The organism is Tardiphaga sp. P9-11, from assembly GCF_008329525.1.
Classification (GTDB): domain Bacteria; phylum Pseudomonadota; class Alphaproteobacteria; order Rhizobiales; family Xanthobacteraceae; genus Tardiphaga.
This window is the reverse complement of the sequence record NZ_NPKQ01000010.1, coordinates 136890-152423: the sequence shown is the minus strand read 5'-3', so window position 1 is coordinate 152423 and position 15534 is coordinate 136890. Positions and strand designations below refer to the sequence as shown.

General features: G+C 61.0%; 18 protein-coding genes. 7 read left to right on the top strand and 11 right to left on the bottom strand.

The features are described from left to right. The first annotated feature begins 771 nt into the window (after positions 1 to 771). Positions 772 to 2739, top strand: coding sequence for a methyl-accepting chemotaxis protein (locus tag CIW50_RS24915; protein WP_149533855.1), 1968 nt, complete (start codon positions 772 to 774; stop codon positions 2737 to 2739). Positions 2740 to 2753: 14 nt separating this feature from the next. On the opposite strand, the gene CIW50_RS24910 is transcribed toward CIW50_RS24915, so the two are convergent. The 6 genes from CIW50_RS24910 to soxY form a co-directional block, all read right to left on the bottom strand. Then, positions 2754 to 3143, bottom strand: a complete 390-nt coding sequence (locus CIW50_RS24910; protein ID WP_149533854.1) for a c-type cytochrome — start codon at positions 3141 to 3143, stop codon at positions 2754 to 2756. A gap of 67 nt (positions 3144 to 3210) precedes the next feature. Further along, a complete protein-coding gene (locus CIW50_RS24905) occupies positions 3211 to 3912 on the bottom strand; it encodes a c-type cytochrome (protein ID WP_149533853.1) in 702 nt (233 codons plus the stop codon). After that, complete coding sequence (soxC, locus tag CIW50_RS24900) at positions 3896 to 5176, bottom strand: sulfite dehydrogenase (protein ID WP_149533852.1); 1281 nt, start codon at positions 5174 to 5176, stop codon at positions 3896 to 3898. Before soxC ends, CIW50_RS24905 begins: the two co-directional genes overlap by 17 nt. Before the next feature lie 38 nt (positions 5177 to 5214). Beyond that, on the bottom strand, positions 5215 to 6912 hold the full coding sequence (soxB, locus tag CIW50_RS24895) for a thiosulfohydrolase SoxB (protein WP_149533851.1): 1698 nt from the start codon (positions 6910 to 6912) through the stop codon (positions 5215 to 5217). A 73-nt stretch (positions 6913 to 6985) separates the two neighbouring features. Beyond that, positions 6986 to 7315 carry a thiosulfate oxidation carrier complex protein SoxZ gene (gene soxZ, locus CIW50_RS24890; protein WP_149533850.1) on the bottom strand — a complete coding sequence of 110 codons (330 nt, stop codon included), beginning with the start codon at positions 7313 to 7315 and terminating at the stop codon, positions 6986 to 6988. 48 nt (positions 7316 to 7363) lie between these two features. Next, positions 7364 to 7828, bottom strand: a complete 465-nt coding sequence (gene soxY, locus CIW50_RS24885) for a thiosulfate oxidation carrier protein SoxY (protein ID WP_149533849.1) — start codon at positions 7826 to 7828, stop codon at positions 7364 to 7366. A gap of 165 nt (positions 7829 to 7993) precedes the next feature. Here soxY and soxA point away from each other — a divergent pair, with 165 nt between their 5' ends. From soxA to CIW50_RS24870, 3 genes are read left to right on the top strand one after another with little or no spacing between them, the layout of a single operon-like run. Then, positions 7994 to 8818, top strand: a complete 825-nt coding sequence (gene soxA / locus CIW50_RS24880; RefSeq protein ID WP_149533848.1) for a sulfur oxidation c-type cytochrome SoxA — start codon at positions 7994 to 7996, stop codon at positions 8816 to 8818. Positions 8819 to 8829: 11 nt separating this feature from the next. Further along, complete coding sequence (gene soxX, locus CIW50_RS24875; protein WP_149533847.1) at positions 8830 to 9453, top strand: sulfur oxidation c-type cytochrome SoxX; 624 nt, start codon at positions 8830 to 8832, stop codon at positions 9451 to 9453. Positions 9454 to 9479: 26 nt separating this feature from the next. Continuing rightward, positions 9480 to 9977 (top strand): GlcG/HbpS family heme-binding protein, encoded by a 498-nt coding sequence (locus CIW50_RS24870; protein ID WP_502707539.1) that lies wholly within the window; start codon positions 9480 to 9482, stop codon positions 9975 to 9977. 13 nt (positions 9978 to 9990) lie between these two features. Here the strand turns inward: CIW50_RS24870 and CIW50_RS24865 are convergent, their stop codons facing one another. Further along, the gene (locus CIW50_RS24865; RefSeq protein WP_149533845.1) at positions 9991 to 10578 is read right to left on the bottom strand and encodes a SoxW family protein; all 588 of its coding nucleotides are present in this window, start codon (positions 10576 to 10578) and stop codon (positions 9991 to 9993) included. Positions 10579 to 10598: 20 nt separating this feature from the next. Further along, a complete protein-coding gene (locus CIW50_RS24860; RefSeq protein WP_172980462.1) occupies positions 10599 to 11342 on the bottom strand; it encodes a cytochrome c biogenesis CcdA family protein in 744 nt (247 codons plus the stop codon). A 79-nt stretch (positions 11343 to 11421) separates the two neighbouring features. Here CIW50_RS24860 and CIW50_RS24855 point away from each other — a divergent pair, with 79 nt between their 5' ends. The 3 genes from CIW50_RS24855 to CIW50_RS24845 all read left to right on the top strand — a co-directional run bounded on the left by CIW50_RS24855 (position 11422) and on the right by CIW50_RS24845 (position 13382). After that, positions 11422 to 11790, top strand: a complete 369-nt coding sequence (locus CIW50_RS24855) for a thioredoxin fold domain-containing protein (protein ID WP_246664450.1) — start codon at positions 11422 to 11424, stop codon at positions 11788 to 11790. Between the two features lie 35 nt (positions 11791 to 11825). After that, the gene (locus CIW50_RS24850; protein ID WP_149533844.1) at positions 11826 to 12203 is read left to right on the top strand and encodes an ArsR/SmtB family transcription factor; all 378 of its coding nucleotides are present in this window, start codon (positions 11826 to 11828) and stop codon (positions 12201 to 12203) included. A gap of 69 nt (positions 12204 to 12272) precedes the next feature. Next, on the top strand, positions 12273 to 13382 hold the full coding sequence (locus tag CIW50_RS24845) for a YeeE/YedE family protein (protein ID WP_149533843.1): 1110 nt from the start codon (positions 12273 to 12275) through the stop codon (positions 13380 to 13382). A 6-nt stretch (positions 13383 to 13388) separates the two neighbouring features. On the opposite strand, the gene CIW50_RS24840 is transcribed toward CIW50_RS24845, so the two are convergent. The 3 genes from CIW50_RS24840 to CIW50_RS24830 all read right to left on the bottom strand — a co-directional run bounded on the left by CIW50_RS24840 (position 13389) and on the right by CIW50_RS24830 (position 15478). Next, on the bottom strand, positions 13389 to 13841 hold the full coding sequence (locus CIW50_RS24840; RefSeq protein ID WP_149533842.1) for a DsrE family protein: 453 nt from the start codon (positions 13839 to 13841) through the stop codon (positions 13389 to 13391). A gap of 14 nt (positions 13842 to 13855) precedes the next feature. Next, on the bottom strand, positions 13856 to 14329 hold the full coding sequence (locus tag CIW50_RS24835) for a DsrE family protein (RefSeq protein WP_149533841.1): 474 nt from the start codon (positions 14327 to 14329) through the stop codon (positions 13856 to 13858). 99 nt (positions 14330 to 14428) lie between these two features. Then, the gene (locus tag CIW50_RS24830) at positions 14429 to 15478 is read right to left on the bottom strand and encodes a YeeE/YedE family protein (RefSeq protein WP_149533840.1); all 1050 of its coding nucleotides are present in this window, start codon (positions 15476 to 15478) and stop codon (positions 14429 to 14431) included. Positions 15479 to 15534: the final 56 nt, after the last annotated feature.

Here is a 15534-nt window from a genome sequence, read left to right as displayed (position 1 = left end):
ACGCATCGACGCAGCGCATCCGCAAATTGAACTTTAAAGAGACCTGCCTCATTGCAGAAATCAAAAGAACCTATGCGGTTCGACGGATTTCAATATGGTTCAGAGGTTGCTCTTGCCGTAGCCGAAAAGCCCGGAGGCGGCGCCGTCGGTCGCCCGGTAAAACGCGAAGCGATCAATCGAGGAAACTGGCCGAAAGGCACTAGTGCATTGGGGCGTGTTTCAAGGAATCCCTGATTTCGCGCCAGATGTTCACACACCAATTTCTCGCTCTATGGGTCAACACGTATCTCAAAATTCGCCCTCGCTACCCGCCCTATCTCCTTTTACGATCAGCAAGAGTTGTGCCAACAATTCGATTGCTGGACTATCCACTTATCGGATGCACTGCGTTCCGTGGGTTAATCATCCAAGATTCCGAGCCTGATCATTGGATGACCGGGGCGCCACCCTTGATGCAATCTCCAGCCTGCCGGTCAGCAGCACCTGACAAGAACCGCAACGATTCCGTCCGGAGCGCCCACGGTACCGAACAGCACTGCTCGAATGATAGCTGCTTTGCTTCTTGCGATTACGCTCGTCGTCCGACTGCACGGGAGTTGGACCATCATTGCCACCGCCGAAGGCGGAACTCCCAGGCCGTGCGCAGATCGTTTCGACGAATCTGCCCAGCATCCGACAGCTCGACGGTATTTTAACCTATTCAATCTACAGTTGACGAAGGAAATCATAGAAGCTCAACAGCACGGCCGACGCCGCCAGACGGAACACGACATGCTTGCCAATCTGAGCCTGAAGGCCCGTATTACCGCAGCACTTGCCGTATCTGCCGCTGCCACTGCCCTCGCCGTGCTTCTTGGGGCCATGTGGATCATCGGGGGCATCGTCGATCGGGCCGATCGCAGTGAACTGCAAGGCAACTACGATGCCCTGCAGTCGCGACTGATGCAGGAATCCCGCCGGGCCGCGGCCATGAGCGCCGTGGTAGCAACTATTCCAGCGGTGCAGGAGGCGGTAGCACGTAACGATCGCGACGCGCTGTTGCAGTTGTTTGGACCGGGTTTCGCCCAGCTCAAGTCGGACTACGGTGTCGACCAGTTTCAATTCCATACACCCGCGGGATTGTCCCAGTTCCGGGTGCATCAACCCGCCAAGTTCGGCGACGACCTCACCGGCTTCCGCAAGACCGTGGTCGTGGCCAATTCCACGATGAAGCCTGTCGTGGGTCTCGAGGGCGGCGTCGCCGGCCTGGGCATTCGCGGCGTCGTGCCGGTTGCACAGAAGGGCAAACATCTCGGCACCGTCGAGTTCGGCTTGACCTTCGGACAGGGCTTCTTCGACGAGTTCAAACGCGCCCGCAGCGTCGACGTCGCGTTCTATCTTGCAGGAAATGAGGGCTTCAAGACATTCGGTGGCACGCTGGGCAGCACGAGTTTCTTCGATGCCGACGCCTATCGCAGCGCCACAAACGGCAGTTTCATCGTCCGGCAGGGTGAGATGAAGACGACACCCGTGGTCGCCCTGCTGGGACCGATCAAGGACTTCTCCGGCCAGTCGATCGGCGCCGTCGAGATCGTGATGGACAACAGCGAATATGCGGCATCCATCGCGCACGCCCGGCTGCTCGCAGCGGGCATTGCGGCGCTGTGTCTGGTGCTGGCCGTGGCCGGCGGTTTGCTGATTGCGCGCAGCATTTCACGGCCCATTCTCGCCGTCACCCAGGCGATGCGCGAACTCGCCGAAGGAAATCTGTCGGTCGCCCTGCCGCAACACCGCGGCAAGGACGAAGTCGGCCAGATGGCGCAGGCGGTCGAGGTCTTCAAGCAGAACGCGATCCGGGTCAGCCACTTCCAGGCCGATCAAGACGAGAGCAACGCCAAGGCCGAGCAAGAGAAGCGCGCCATCTTCGCATCGCTCGCCGACAAGTTCGAAAGCAATGTCCGCAAGGTCGTCGACCACGTATCATCGGCCGCAGCAGAGATGCAGAACACCGCGCAGTCCATGTCGTCGGTGGTCGAACAGTGCCGTGTCCAGTCCGACGAGGTCTCGGGCGCGTCCCTGTCGGCCTCCGACAATGTGCAGACCGTGGCTGCAGCCTCCGAAGAATTGTCGTCCTCGATCGGCGAGATCAACCGGCAACTCGCGCAATCTTCCGCTGCTGTCGGCAAGGCCGCCGATAGCGGCCGGCGCTCCAATGTCCGGATGCAAAGTCTCGCGGCTGCGGCCCAGAAGATCGGCGAGGTCGTCGCCCTGATCAATCACATCGCCAGCCAGACCAATCTTCTGGCGCTGAATGCCACGATCGAGTCGGCGCGCGCCGGCGAGGCCGGCAAGGGATTTGCTGTCGTGGCCGGTGAGGTCAAATCGCTGGCGACGCAGACGGCCAAGGCCACCGACGATATCCGCGCCCAGATCGCGTCGATCCAGAGCGAGACCAACGCCGCGGTGGATGAAATCCAGGCGGTGTGTGTCACCATCGACGAGGTCGACAAGATTTCATCGGCCATTGCCGCAGCCATCGAGGAACAGGGTGCCGCAACCCAGGAAATCGCCCGCAACGTCAATCAGGCCGCAGCGCGCACCGATGATGTGTCCCGCAACATCTCCAGCGTGACGTCGGGCATTTCCACGACCGGTTCCGCCGCGCAGGAGGTGCTGGGCTCGGCGACCAAGCTGGCATCGCAGTCGGAAGTGCTGCGCAACGAAGTCGACCGCTTCCTGGCAAGCATCAGGGCCGCTTAAGAAGCGACAGCGCTTTAGCCGCCCTTCTTGCCGTCCGCCGCGAACTGCTTCAGGAACGCGGTGAGATCCTTGATCTCCTGCTCGTTCTTGACGCCGGCAAAGCTCATCTTGGTGCCAGGGATCTTGCCCTTCGGATCCTTGATATAGTCGGTGAATACCGCATCGTCCCAGGTCAGGCCGGAGTTCTTGTTGGCGTCGGAATAATTATAGCCCGCCACGGTGCCGGATTTCCGCCCGAACAGACCGTTCAGGATCGGCCCCACGGTGTTCTTCGCGGTCTCGCCGACCTGATGACAGGCGCGGCACTTGTTGAAGGACTTCTCCCCGGCTGCAACATCCTGCGCTATGGCATCGGTTGTCATCAGTGCGAGCGACAAAGCGAGCAGCGAAAAGCGGAACGTCATCCTAGTCAAACCTCGATGATGGTGATTGGCGTGTCTGCGAAGGTGGCAAGTGAAGAATGGCGTCGCACTACTCGACCTTGGGACCGGACTTGCCGTCAGGCGTGACGTCGATGGCCATGGCCCGCCCGGTCACCTTCGGTGCCGGCCGGCAATCCTTCATGCATGGATTCTTGTTCCAGAACTGCTTCTCGGACGTCTCACGATCATCCTCGAAGAACGCTGCAGCATTCGGCATCTTGATCGACGTGAAGTTCTTGTCGTTGAGTTCGAATGTCTCGTCCTTGACGATATCGTTCATACTGAGAATGTAGGCCGTCAGCGCATAGACCTCGTCATTGGTCAGCGACTGCGCATTGCCATAGGGCATCGCCCGCTTGATGTAGTCGAACACGGTCGAGAGATCAGGCCAGAACGACCCCACGGTCTTGTCCGGCCGGTCCGCCTTCAATGTCCCGGCGCCGCCGGCTAGCACCGGCCATCGACCGACGCCCTGTCCGAATTCGCCGTGACAGGACGCGCACTTCTCCTGAAACAGATCGTCGCCCTGCTTCACAGTGCCCTTGCCGACCGGAAGACCTCGCCCGTCCGGCCGCACGTCGGTGTCCCAGGCCGCGATTTCGTCAGCCGTGGCCGCACGGCCCAGCCCGAGCTTGGCGGCAAGCTTCGTAACGTCGCTGTTCGCCATCTGCTGCGTCGAGCCAGGCGCGCTCATGCCGCCGAGCAGAAGCGCTGCCAATGCAAGCGTCAGCGCATTAGCCGATTTCGACATTTTCAGTCTCCCCGCCCGAATGCACCAGCCAGGTCTGAATGCCGTTATTGTGGTAGATCGAATTGACGCCGCGCACCTTGCGCAGCTCGTCCTTCGATGGCTGCACATAGCCGGTGGAGTCGATAGCGCGGGACTGGATCATCAGCTCCTGTCCGTTCCAGTCGAAATCCACATAGAAGCGCACCACGGACTTATCGAAGGTCGGGCCATCGATGCGCGCGGTCTGCCAGTTGCGCCCGCCATCCATCGAGACATCGACGCGCTTCACCGTGCCGCGGCCGGACCAGGCCAGCCCGCTCAGCACGTTGCGACCCTTGTGCTTCAACGGCGCCTGCGGCGACGGATTGGTCACCACCGACTTCGCATCCATCACGAATGTATGCTTGCGAGAATTTCCGTCGGCCAGCAGATCCGTATATTTCGACGTCTCCTCTCGGGTCTGCCATGGCTGATCGCCAGCTTCGATGCGGCGCAGCCACTTGACCCACAGATTGCCTTCCCAACCGGGAATGACCGCGCGCAGCGGATAGCCCTGCTCAGGACGCAACGCCTCGCCATTCATGGCGAAAGCGATCATGACATCGTTCAGCGCTTTCTCGATCGGCAGCGAGCGATTCATGCCGGCAGAGTCTGCGCCTTCCAGCATCAGCCACTTGGCATTCGGCTTCAGCCCGGCCTCATCGAGCAGCACCTTCAACGGCACGCCGGTATACATCACATTGTGGATCATGCCGTGCGTGAACTGGCAGCCATTGAGCTGGCTGCCGCGCCATTCCATGCCGGAATTGGCGGCACATTCGAGGAAGTACACCTTGTTGACGCGCGGCATCCGCTTGATGTCGTCCATGGTGAAGACCAGTGGCTTGTCGACCAGTCCGTTGATCATCAGGCGATGGTCGGCCGGATTGATCTCAGCCACGCCGCCGTGATGGCGCTCGAAGCAAAGCCCAGACGGCGTGATGATGCCGTCGAGGTCATGCAGCGGCGTGAAGTTGACCGAGGACTCCGCCGACGCGGTGAGCCAGGGAACATCGCGCCGGATCACGTTCTTCTCGAATTTCGAGGGCACGCCGTAAGGATGTTTATCGACGCCGTCGCCGAGATAGCGCTGCCAGTCCTGCACGTCGGTGATGAGTGCTTCGGATTTCGCCGTCTCGCCTGCAAGTGCTGGGATCGCCGACAATGCCGCGCCGGCGCCGGCCAGGCTTGCCGCGCCGAGAAAACGACGGCGATTGAGCGTTTCCGCTGATGTTCGATCAGTCATCCGACAAGCTTTCCTGTCTCTGCACTACGACGCCTGAATCAGGCCCCGGTCACCTTGACCGCGGTGTTGGGTTCGATCCTGACGGTTGAGACCTTCGCCACATGCGCCGCGACCACGTCCCAGATCGGCGGGCCCTGCGTGTTTTCGTTGATGCTGGCCCAGCCCGAGACCGTGTAGGTCTTGCTGGCTTCGATCGGCTTGCCCGACCCCAGATGGGTCATCCCGGAAATGCGCGACCCCATCGGCTTGGAAATATCAATCGCGTAGCCCATGCCGCCCATGCGGACCATGTCGCCGCCACCCTGGAAGTAAGGGTCGGGATGGAAAATGTTGTCGGCGACATCCTCCAGCACTTCCTTGATCTGGATGCCGGTCATCTGGTTGCGATAGCAGTTCGGATAGGTGATCGCGGTGGCGTTGGTGATCTGCTCCCATGTGATCGCATCGCCGGGGATCAGCGTGCCGCCCCAGCGGAAGCCGGGCGACAGCACGATCTCCGCATCGCGCTCGGACATCATGGCGTTGCAGATCAGATCGTCGAAGGTGCCGTTGAAATTGCCGCGACGATACAGCAGCGAATCCGTTTTGCCGATCTCGCGCGCCAGATCCTTGGCGAACGGCGCCCTCACCTTCTCCACTAGCGCAGTCATTGCAGGATCGGGTTTGATGGCATCGGCGAAGACCGGCATCAGCTTGAAGCGGATATCCGCAACCTGCTTGTCCTTCACCTCGATATCGAGGCGCGACACGAACTTGCCGTGCGAGCCGGTTGCCACCAGCACCGTATTGCCGACCTTGATCAGGCCGGGCATGGCGTCATGGGTGTGCGCCGTCAGGATGACGTCGAGTCCCTTCACGCGTCCGGCCAACTTGCGGTCGACATCGAAACCGTTATGCGACAGCAGCACCACGATGGAGGCGCCGGCAGCACGAGCTTCATCGACCTGCTTCTGGATGTCGTCTTCGCGAATGCCGAATTCCCAGTTCGGGAACATCCAGCGCGGATTGGCGACGGCCGTCCGCGGCAGCGCCTGTCCGATCACGGCGATAGTGGCGCCGCCGCGCTCGAACATCTTGCGCGCCTCAAACACCGGCTCCTGCCATTCGTTGTCGCGAATATTTTGCGCCAGGAAAGCGAATGGCGCGCTGTCGGCGATCTGCTTGACGCGCTCGGCGCCGTAGGTGAATTCCCAATGGCCGACCATGGCGTCGAGCTTCAGCGACGACATGACATCGACCATGTCCTGCGCCTTGGTCTGCAGTGACGTCCAGCTTCCCTGCCAGCTATCGCCGCCATCCAGCAGCAGCACCTTGTCGTCGCCGCGCTCGGCGCGCACCGCGCCGATCAGTGTGGCGATTCGGTCCATGCCGCCCATGCGGCCGTAATTCTTGGCGAGCGAGATGAAATCATCGGCGGTCAGCGCGAAGGCATCGGCGGAGCCGGCCGCAATCTTGAAGTAGCTGCGAAACTCGGCATCCGTGAGATGCGGCGGCATGCCCTTCACTTCGCCGACGCCGAGATTGACCGAGGGCTCGCGGAAGTGCAGCGGCATCAGTTGCGCGTGGGTGTCGGCGACATAGAGGATCGTCACGGTGCCCAGCGGATCGAACCGCAGGATATCGGCCTGTGTCAGACGCTGCTGTGCCGCAGCCCGACCCAGCGGCCCAAGGCCGCTTCCGATCGTCAGCGCAGACGCAGCCGCCGTCGCCTGCAGGAAATCCCGCCTCGATATCATGATCCACCTATGATCCCTTCCGGCATGGAAGGGTGAATGTTCAGAAGAACGTCAGCTCAGCGTCCGCAATCCGTCAGGCCACGGTCAGCTTGTTGGTCGCGACATAGTCGGAGCCGTCGTCATCCTTCCAGGTGAAGGTGAATTCGCCGGACTCGGCGGCCTTGTAGAAAAACGACTGATAGGGATTGGCCGAGATGGCGGGATTCCAGTCGGCCTCGAACACCGTCTTGCCGTTGAAGGCTGCAGTGAACTTGTTGATGATCTTGCGCGGCACGACCTTGCCGGACGCATCCTTGCGCTGGCCGGATTCCATTTCGTGAGAGATCAGCGTCTTGATCTCGATCAGCTCACCCGGCTTGGCCTGGGTCGGAACGCGAACGCGCGGGGTTGGTTTGGTTGCCATGGGAAAGTCCTCGCCTGATAAAACTGTTCTGTGAACGAAGCCGCGCGACTAGCCGCCGCAGCCGCCGATCGTGACCTTCACATTGGCCTTGGCCATGTGCAGCTTGCCGTTGGACATTTCGGCGATGCAGACGATGTTCTGGGTTTCCGCAAGGCGCATGCGGGTCGAGGCCGAGGCCTTGCCGCAGGCCGGCGTGAACCGGTAGCTGACGACGGCCGGCAATGGATTGCCTTCGGCAAACACATGCACCGACTTGACGTAGTCGGCATCGGTCATCGGGCTTTCGATATCGACATTGACCGGCACCACAAGGCCGTTCTCGGCGATCTCGGGAACATCGAGCTTGATCTTGCCGCTTTCGAATTTCTTGTCGCCATACAGTTTCTTGATTTCGACGGCGACGGCCTGTTCGTCGGCCAGCGATAGTCTGGGAGCAAGGATTGCTGCGAGACCGGCGATCGCGGCCATGGCCAGCGTTTCGCGACGGGTCTTCTCGACCGACTTCAAAACCATGAGTGTATCCTCCTGCGGGATTTGGAAGATCCCTTTACAATAGTATCGCTTGACGATTCCAAGTCTGATCTATCTTATCTGGGACATATCATTATATTCTTTTTCTTGAATGTAAAGATCTGAAATGCACAAGTGCCGCACAGACGGCGATGTGGGAGGGGAAAGATGAGAAAGACCGTCATTCGGTCAGCGGCAGCCGCCATTCTGGTACTCTGCGCGGGGAGCTTCGGCATTCAAGCGCAGGACGCCAGCGAGAAAGAGATCGAGCGCTATCGCGAGATGATCTCGGACCCGATGTCCAATCCCGGCTATCTCGCCGTCGACCGCGGCGAAGCGCTATGGAGCGAAGCGCGCGGCACCAAAAACGTCTCGCTTGAAACATGCAATCTCGGCCTCGGCGCCGGCAAGCTCGAAGGCGCCTTCGCGCAACTGCCGCGCTACTTCGCAGATGCCGACAAGGTCATGGATCTCGAACAGCGCTTGCTGTGGTGCATGCAGAACATTCAGGGTCTCGACACCAAGGATGTCGTCGCGCGTCGCTTTTCTGGCCCGGGCCGCGCGTCCGACATGGAAGACCTCGTCGCCTATATCGCCAACAAATCGAACGGCAAGAAGATCGCCATTCCGCTCAGCCATCCCAAGGAGCAGGAGATGGTGGCGGTCGGCGAAGCACTGTTCTATCGCCGCGGCGGCGTGAACGATTTCTCCTGCGCCACCTGCCATGCCGACGAAGGCAAGCGCATCCGGCTGCAAGGGCTGCCGAACTTCTCCAAGCCGGGCAAGCCGGCGCAGGAAACCATGGGCGGCTGGCCGACCTATCGCGTCTCGCAGGGCGCGCTGCGCACCATGCAGCATCGTCTGTGGGATTGCTTCCGTCAGCAGCGCTGGCCCGTGCCGGAATACGGCTCGGATGCTCTCACCGCCCTCACCTCTTTCCTGCAGAAACAAGCGGCCGCCGGCGAAATCAACGTCCCGTCGATCAAGCGATAAGGAGCCTCAAGATGAGACACGCTTTGACGCTCGCCGCGCTTGTTATCGCAGGCTCGTTCACAACAGCCGCATCGGCACAAACCGCCGCCAAGGCGCCGGACCCAGCGCTGGTCGACGCCTATATCAAATCGACCTTCGGCAAGGCGCCGGCGGAATGGCAGGCCCGAATCGAACCAGATGAAACGTTGAAGACCTGCAACGCCTTTCACAACGAGGTACCCAGCGCGGAAGCCAACAAGATCACCGCGCGCGAACTGGCGCGCGTGGTGTATCCCGCCGACGGCAAATTCCTCGGCAACTGGAAGGAAGGCGCGAAGATCGCCAATAACGGCCGCGGCGGCCAGTTCTCCGATCCGCCTGACACGGTTGCCGGCGGCAACTGCTACGCCTGCCACCAGATGGAGCAGAAGGAAGTCAGCTACGGCACGCTCGGCCCAAGCCTGACCAATTACGGCAAGGATCGCAAATACGATCCGCAGGAAATCAAGAACGCCTTCACCAAGGTCTATGATTCCCAGGCCGTGTTCGCCTGCTCCAACATGCCGCGCTTCGGCGTCAACAAGGTGCTGAGCGAACAGCAGATCAAGGATATCGTGGCCTTCCTGTTCGATCCGGAATCGCCGATCAACAAGTAAACGAATTCGGAGTGATCGACATGACGATGCGAACTGCCCTGATTGCTGTTGCGGCCATGTCGCTGCTCGCATCATCTGCAGCGCGGGCGGAAGAGGCTGTCGTCAGCTACAAGTCCATCGGGCTTGAACTGGCACTCGACGCCGCCCGTGCGGCGCTGAAGGACTGCCAGAAGCGCGGCTATCAGGTGGCAGTTGCCGTGGTCGATCGCTTCGGCACGCCGCAGGTCCTGCTGCGCGACCGCTTTGCCGGACCGCACACGCCGCCGACCGCAACCGGCAAGGCATGGACCTCAGCAACGTTCCGCAACAGTACCACCGAACTGAATGCGATCAGCCAGCCCGGCATGATGCAGGCCGGACTGCGCAACCTGCCGAATGTTGTGATCATCGGTGGCGGCGTCATGATTGAAGGCGGCGGTGCAATGCTGGGCGCCATCGGCGTTTCTGGCGCACCGGGCGGCGATGCGGACGAACTCTGCGCCAAGGCCGGCATTGCAGCGATCCAGGACAAGCTGGATTTCTAGTTCGCGCTGATGACTAAGCCTGCTTCTTCAGCCACTCTGGAAACGGCGCGGTCTCGTAGCCCTTCTGACGCACGTAGCGGAACATCGCGAGAAACTCGACCGGCTCCAGCAGACCGGGCATACGCGCAACTTCCCGCGCCTGCCCGGTCTTTACGGCCAGTCCCGATGTCGTCTCTGGAAAGAACTGGATCGTCGGCGTAAAGCGGATGCCGTAGGATTCGCCGAACGATTTCTCGCCCCGCTTGCGGCCGTCGAAATCTGTCACCTCGCGCGAGCCGATGTGATTGAGATGCAGGATTTCGAAGTTGTCGCGGATATAGGTTTCCATCTTCGGATCGGTCATGTAGCTCTCGTGCATGCGCTTGCAGGCTGGGCAGCCCTTGAGGCCCCACATGACCGCGAAGCGCTTGCCCTTGGCGGTCGCGCCCGCGAGATCCTCGGAGAGATCGAGGAAGCTCTCCAGGTACCAGTCCATCTGATAGAGTCCGTCATCACCGAGCGTTGCTTTCGCCCATGCCGGTGCAGCGCGTAGTCCAGCCACGCCGAGACCGATCGCGGCGAGCGCATGCCGCCTCGTGAGCACGCCAGATGTTTTGGACATTCGATCCTCCCGATCCCGCATCATCCGATGGTGCCGAAGGCCGGAAAGGCCTCCAGCATCCAACCCGAAATACGCGGCATTGCACCAGTCAAAAACAGAACCCCGGTCAGGACAAGGCTGGCGCCGATCACCTTCTCGATAGCCAGCATATGCCGACGCAGCCGCGCCATCAGCCGCATGAACGGTCCTGAAAACAATGACGCCAGCATGAAGGGAATGCCGATGCCGAGCGCATAGGCCGCGAGCAGAAGCGCCCCCTGCGCCGGCGCGCCTTCGGCACCTGCGACCATCAGAATGGCAGCCAGCACGGGGCCAACGCATGGCGTCCACCCAAAGGCGAATGCAAGGCCAACCAGATAGGCGCCAAGAAAACCCGCCGGCTTGCGGGCCGCCTGAAAGCGCGCTTCGCGAAATAAGAGACCGATCCTGAAAATGCCGAGAAAGTGCAGCCCGAGAACGACTATCACCACGCCGGCGATGATGGCCAGCGTATCAAAATAGGCCGTGATTGCCTTGCCGAGCAGCGATGCCGATGCTCCCAGAGCGACGAAGACTGTCGCGAATCCCAACACGAAAGCAAAGGACAGCGCGACGACGCGCTTGTTCGGCCGCCAGCCTGCCTGCCCATCATGGTCATCGAGTTCATCGAGGCTAACACCGGCCAGAAAGCACAGATAGGGCGGCACCAGCGGCAGAACGCAGGGCGACAGGAACGACAGCACCCCCGCGCCTAGCGCACCGAGAAAGGAGATTGAGGACAGCACGGCGGATCCGGTTCTAGCATAAATATTCAAATTCGTGTATGTGTAACATATGATGCAGAAATTGCCTTTGAAAACCTCGTTGATCGCTATTTTGTTGATGGCGGCTGCCGCACTGTCGTCGGGCATGGCCGAGGCATCGGAGCTCGTGATGTTCGAGCGCGATGGCTGTGTCTGGTGCGCGCGCTGGAATCGCGAAATCGCTCCGGTCTATGACAAGACCGACGAAGCCAGGGTTCTTCCGCTGCGCCGCATCAACATGGATCGCGACAAGGAGCCGGGCTTCACGCTTGCCTCGCCTGTCCGGTTCACACCGACCTTTCTGATCGTCAACGAGGGCCATGAGATCGGCCGCATTACCGGCTACATGAATGATGAATCCTTCTGGGGCCTGCTTGGAAAGTATGCTGCCAGACTGACGAACCCACAGCCCAAAGCCAACCGTTCCTGACGCTCTTCAATTACTGGCGGGACACGCGCGCAACCATGACCTCGATCATCCCATCCGAACTCGAAGACGAATTGCGCGACGGCGCAGAGTATTCGCCCGAACTCGATCAGTTGATGCGCAAGGCCCGCAAGGCCAGCAATTTCCTGAAAGCGATCTCGCACGAAAACCGACTGCTCTTGCTGTGCCTGCTGGCGGAGCGCGAACGGTCAGTGTCGGAGTTGGAGAACATCCTGTCGCTGCGGCAGTCAGCGGTGTCCCAGCAACTCGCGCGTCTGCGCTACGACGGCATGGTGGACACCCGCCGCGACGGCAAGACGATCTACTACAGCCTGGCCAATGACGACGTGCGAAGCGTCATCTCAGTTATCTACGATATCTTCTGCGCCACGCCGGCGCCGACCAAGAAAAAATAACGCCGCCGAACCGGCAGGCGAATGCGCGCAGCCCGTAAGGCCAGCGCGCCTCACATCGGGAGGAAACCCATGCAGAACATGTCTGCCTGGTTATCGGCGCTGGCTGGCTTTGCCATCGGCGCCGCCGCAGGATTCGCCGTGCGACGCGCGCGCCTTTGCACATTTGGCGCGATCGAAGATGCGTTGATGGGCGGTGATCATCGCCGCCTGAAGATTTTTGGACTGTCGCTCGGCGTCGCCATCCTCGGCACCCAGGCTTTGATCGTCTCTGGCTTTCTCGCTCCGGAAAACACCACATACGTCCCGACGGCACTGCCCTTCGTTGCCATCGTGATCGGCAGCATCCTGTTCGGTACGGGGATGGCGATGGTCGGTACCTGCGGCTTCGGATCGCTGGTCCGGCTGGGCACCGGCGATCTCAGGAGCCTGATCGTGATCCTCGTGTTGGGCGCAACGGCTTACGCGACGCTGCGCGGATTGTTCGCCGATCTTCGCATTGGCGTGCTTGAGCAGCTAGCGATCCGCATGCCGGACGGCATACGGTCCGACTTTGCATCGCTGCTGACGCAAGCGACCGGCCGCGATCTGCGCGTGCCGCTCGCCATCATTGTCGGCAGTGGTCTCTGTTGGCTGGCACTCAGCGACAAACGCCTGCGCCGCGCACCGCGCCTGCTCACTGCCGGCCTCGCACTCGGATTGCTCACGATTGCCGGCTGGATCGTCACGGTCGGACTGAACGACGACTTCGCTGGCCCGCCCCGCCCGCAAAGCCTGACATTCGTGTCGACCATCGGAAAAGCACTGTACGCCGGGGTTCTCAATGTCGCGAACTTCGCCGATTTCGGCGTCGGCAGCGTGTTCGGCGTCATTGCCGGTGCATGGGCTGCAGCGTGGTTCGCGGCCGAACTGCGCTGGGAAGCCTTCGACGACGATCACGAAATGCGCCGTCATCTTATCGGCGCGTGCCTGATGGGTGTCGGCGGCATTCTGGCCGGCGGCTGCACCATCGGTCAGGGCATCACCGCGGGATCGATGCTGGCGCTGTCCTGGCCAATCGCCGTCGGCGGCATGGTGCTCGGCGCGCGCATCGGCATTGCAATCCTGGTCGATGGCTCACCGCGCGACCTCATCCAGCGCAACTGGATGCTGCTGGCGCGGAAGGCGCCGCCGTCGAAGTGATCAAACTCAAGGCTTGAGGTAGCTCCAACCGGCTTCCTGCAATTCGATCAGCCTGACCGCTCCCGATGGCACCACGGTCGCTTCGGATACGACGCTGATCGCCTTACCCTCGCGCTTCTCCATGCCTTCTTTGGTATTTCCGCAGGCGATGAATTTGACGCTGGACGGGAAGCTCGCATCGACGATCTGCTTGATGCGATCCTTCACCGGGGATGTATCCTCGCGCAGCATATGCAGGCCCGGGCCATAGGTGACGATCTCGATCTGAACGTCCTCATTCTTCGCCTTGTAGAACTCCATGACATTGGTCGCGTTGTTCAGCGCTAGATTCATCAGAACTGGATCGTTCTGATTGACCTGAATGGCGACGCGATGCTGCTTCACGTCCGCGGCATGGCCGACTGAGGCGATCAGCGCCAATAGGACCGCACCGGCAATCGACCTCAACATGGATTGCATCTCAAAACTCCCCTTCAAGGACGCACTATGGTGAAACCACGTTCGGCCAGATCGAGCAAATGGCCGACGCCGACCTGCACTTCGACCGCATGAGGATTGATCGCCGGGCGCCTGCCGGTGTCGCGCTCGATCGTGTCCAGCGTATTGCCGCACACGCTGAAGCGCACGCCCTGGCTCACCAGACTATCGACTAGCGCGCGATATTCGTTGGTATCTCGCAGCAGATCGATGCCAGGGCCGAAGGTGACGACTTCGACGGCAACCTTGTCCGGGCCATAGGCCTTCAACAAATTGCTGGCGACGCTGAGAACGAGGCGTTCTTTCTTCGGATCGGAGTCGGAGAGTTGCAACGCGATGAAATGCTCGGCGAACGGCTTGTCCGGCGCGGCGTCCGCCTTCGCAGGCCGCGTCTGCGCAGCGAGCGGCGCCATCGCAAACGATCCCAGTAAAAGGACCGACAGGCAGACAATCAACCCTCGCCTGTTCATTGCGCACAAAACCTCTGACCATCAGAGAATTGATTAGCAATCGCTCTTCGTTGGCGCAATCAAACTAACGAAGCGGACCTACCGGATTTCTTGGGGGATTTATTGCGCCGCAAAAGCCGGACGCAGCGCCGGGCCGCGGATCGCGATGGCCGCGCCTGCAAAGATCCCCGCAGCCGCGACAAAGGATGGCAGCGCAAGCGTGGACACGCCTGTCAGACCCTGCCCGATCGAACAGCCATAGGCCATCGCACCGCCGATCCCCATCAACGCGGCGCCAGCCATCGAGCGACCGGTATGGCGTGCCGACGTGTAGCCCTCGAGCTCGAAGCGTCCGGTCAGCAAGGCCGTGAAAAGACTGCCGATGAAAACACCGGCCACCAGCGCAATGCCGAAATTCAGCGTCATGCCGGTCGAGAGCATCATGAATTGCAGGGTGTCGGCCGCAGGCGACACGAAGGTGAGCGACGCCACCGGGATCGGATCGAATTCGTCGGCACCGAGCCAGCCGGTCGCCAGCCAGCCGGCAATCACCAGCAGGCCCATCACAAGTCCCGCCGCGAGCTGCCCCCACGAACGGAGGAACGCACGATGCGACAACGCGAACACGAACAGTGCACCGCCGACGATCAAAGTTGCAGCCACCCGCGCCGTTGCGTCAGGCAGGCCGAGCGTACCGAACAGCGAAGGAAGTGAATTCGCCCCGGGCGTGATCTGCGTCCATTGCAGGATCGACAGTCGCATCGGCGCCAGCAAGCCCTTCAGCGTCATCTGCGCGGTGACGCCGATGATCGCGATCACCACCAGCGACCGCAGATTGCCTTTGCCGAGCAACACCAGCGCGCGCGACGCGCAGCCGTTCGACAGCACCATACCGAGGCCGAACAGAATCCCGCCGACAAAAATCAAAGGCGCCGAGAATGACGGCTGCAGATACAGCGACTTGGCGATCTCGACCACGCCCGCACCGGCAAGGAACTGCGTACCAATAACCGCCACGGCAACCGCCAGCGCGTAACTCCGGATCTTGCGTCCGTCGTCATGCGCCCACCAGTCGCGCAAGCTGCTCATGAGGCAAAAACCGCTCAGCAGACCGACCACGCCGAAAACGGCACCAATCGCAAAACCCGCGACAACCGGGAGCGCAAACATTGAATGATCCGAACGATTTTGAGATGATATTGCCGAATTACTACTGGCAGTTTCTA